2 protein-coding genes are annotated in these 2004 nt (G+C 71.8%); one reads left to right on the top strand and one right to left on the bottom strand.

Annotated features, from left to right (window positions below):
* Window positions 1–216: 216 nt before the first annotated feature.
* Window positions 217–1554, bottom strand: a complete 1338-nt coding sequence (locus VF647_19590; GenBank protein ID HEX8454292.1) for a YhjD/YihY/BrkB family envelope integrity protein — start codon at window positions 1552–1554, stop codon at window positions 217–219.
* 136 nt (window positions 1555–1690) lie between these two features.
* On the opposite strand from VF647_19590, the gene VF647_19585 reads away from it, so the two are divergent.
* Window positions 1691–2004 (top strand): NUDIX domain-containing protein (locus VF647_19585; protein ID HEX8454291.1); only part of this gene is annotated, 314 nt, incomplete at its 3' end.

The raw sequence follows: 2004 nt of genomic DNA, 5'->3' as shown, positions 1-2004 counted from the left end.
CATCCGTGCGCGTTGGGCGGGTTCGGGGCGGGGCAGGGCACGGGCAGCCACGTGGGGCGGCCCCTACGGATCTGTGCCGCGGGGCCGGTGTCCCGGTGCGGGCGAGGGTGGGCAGACACGCAGGTCTGCCCCTACCGGTTCGGCGTGTGGATCAGCCACGGGCGCGATAAATCGCGCCCCTACGGGATCTGTGCTACGCGGGCTGAATTCTCCCCCTCACCCGCCCTGCGCCCCCGCAGGCGGGGGAGGGGGCCGGGGGGAGGGGGCCCTCCGCTCAACCTCCATCTCCGCGCTGATCTCGCCGCCGAGCAGGATCACCAGCGACGTCACGTACATCCAGAGCAGGAGCACGATGACGGTGCCGAGCAGGCCGTAGGTGGCGCTGTACGAGCCGAAGTTGGCGATGTAGACGCGAAAGGCGAGCGTCGCCAGGAGCCAGAGGACGGCGGCGATGGCGGAGGAGCGGAGGAGGACCGCCTTGCATCCCCGCTGGTCGCGCAGCGGGAGGACGTAATAGATCACCCAGAAGGCACCCACGATCAACGCGAACGAGAGCGGCCACTGCCCCAGGTCCCACAGCGTGTCGCCCACGGCGCCGAGGCCCATCGCGCGCGACAGGGCGGGGCCGGCCAGCAGCACCGCGCTCCCCGCCACGAAGAGCACCCCCACCGCCACCAGCGTCCCCAGCACGACCAGCCGCCGCTGCACGAAGCCGCGCTTCCGGCGGATGTGGTACACGGCGTTGAGCGTGTCTTCCAGCGCCATGAAGACGTTGGATGCGGCCCACAGCGCCAGGAGGAGCCCCACCGAGAGCGGGCCGGGATGCGTCTCACGCACCACGTCGTCCACGAAGCCGCCGACGAGCGTGCCCGCCTCCGCCGGCAGCATGCCGCTCAGACGCGTCGCGAGCCAGTCCGCCGTGTCGTCGCCGCCAAAGATTCCGGCCGTGGCGAACAACGCCATCACCAGCGGGGGCAGGGAGAGGAAGAAGTAGTACGCGACCTTGGCCGCCTGGTTGGAGATGTCGTCCTCCCCGAACTCCTTCATCACACGCTTCCACAGCGGCGGCAGCGCGGGCCTGGTCGTCGGCTGCTCGGGAGCCACTGGCAGCGGACGCGCGGGAGCGGGCTCCGCGCCGGTGAGGGCCGCGCGCAGCTCCAGCGCTTCGCCGCGCGCCCAGCCGCCTGTCTCGCGCAGCTCGGTGAGGGCGCGCTCGGGAGCCACCTTTCTGCCGCGCGCATCTCGGATCCCGAGGAAGGCGAGGACTCCGCCGGCGAGGAGCAGCGCCGCGCCCACGATGAGCGCGGCGAACCAGTAGCGATAGCCGAGGAGGACGCCGACGCCCAGCACGAGCGCCTCCACCAGCACCAGCGCTCCGACGGCGGCGAGCGTGGCGCCGGCGACCACCTTGCCGGCGTCCGCGGCGAGGGTGCGGACGTTGGCGAAGATCTCGGCGCGGGCGAGCGCCATCTCCTGGCGGATGAGGCGCGTGGCGTCGGAGGTGAGCGAGCGGAAGAGCTCGCCCCGCGGCCGCTCGGCGGGCGTGGGGTCCATGAAATCCGTTGCGGGGAGCGGGGTGGAGCCCGATTCGGCGCGGCGAGCGGCAAGATGGGTGCCGGTTGCCTGTACGAAGATTGCGTAACAGATTGAAGGTTTGAAACGTTCGTCGCCCCCAAGCACGGGAGGGTGGATGAGGCGGGTTTCGCAGCTGGCGGCTGGGGTCGTGCTCTTTCGGGAGGAAGGCGGCGCGCGGCGGTACCTGCTGGTTCGCTCGGCGCTCACCCGCCGGCCGATCTGGGAGTTCCCCAAGGGCGGCGTGGAGGCCGGCGAGACCGACGCGCAGGCCGCCGAGCGCGAGCTGCAGGAGGAGGCCGGCGTCCGCGCCGAGGACTACCGCGTCATCGACGGCTTCGAGGAGGAGGAGCGCTACGTCTTCACCCAGGGCAAGGGCGAGGGGCGCACCCTCATCGTCAAGCGCGTCGTCTACTACCTCGCCGAGGCGCT

Source organism: Longimicrobium sp., assembly GCA_036387335.1.
Taxonomy (GTDB): domain Bacteria; phylum Gemmatimonadota; class Gemmatimonadetes; order Longimicrobiales; family Longimicrobiaceae; genus Longimicrobium.
Note: the sequence above shows the minus strand (reverse complement) of the source record. Positions and strands in the feature narration are given on the sequence as shown.

Coding starts and splice junctions, on each gene's coding strand:
- VF647_19590 (HEX8454292.1), bottom strand. CDS start 1,554: ATGGACCCCACGCCCGCCGAGCGGCCGCGGGGCGAGCTCTTCCGCTCG.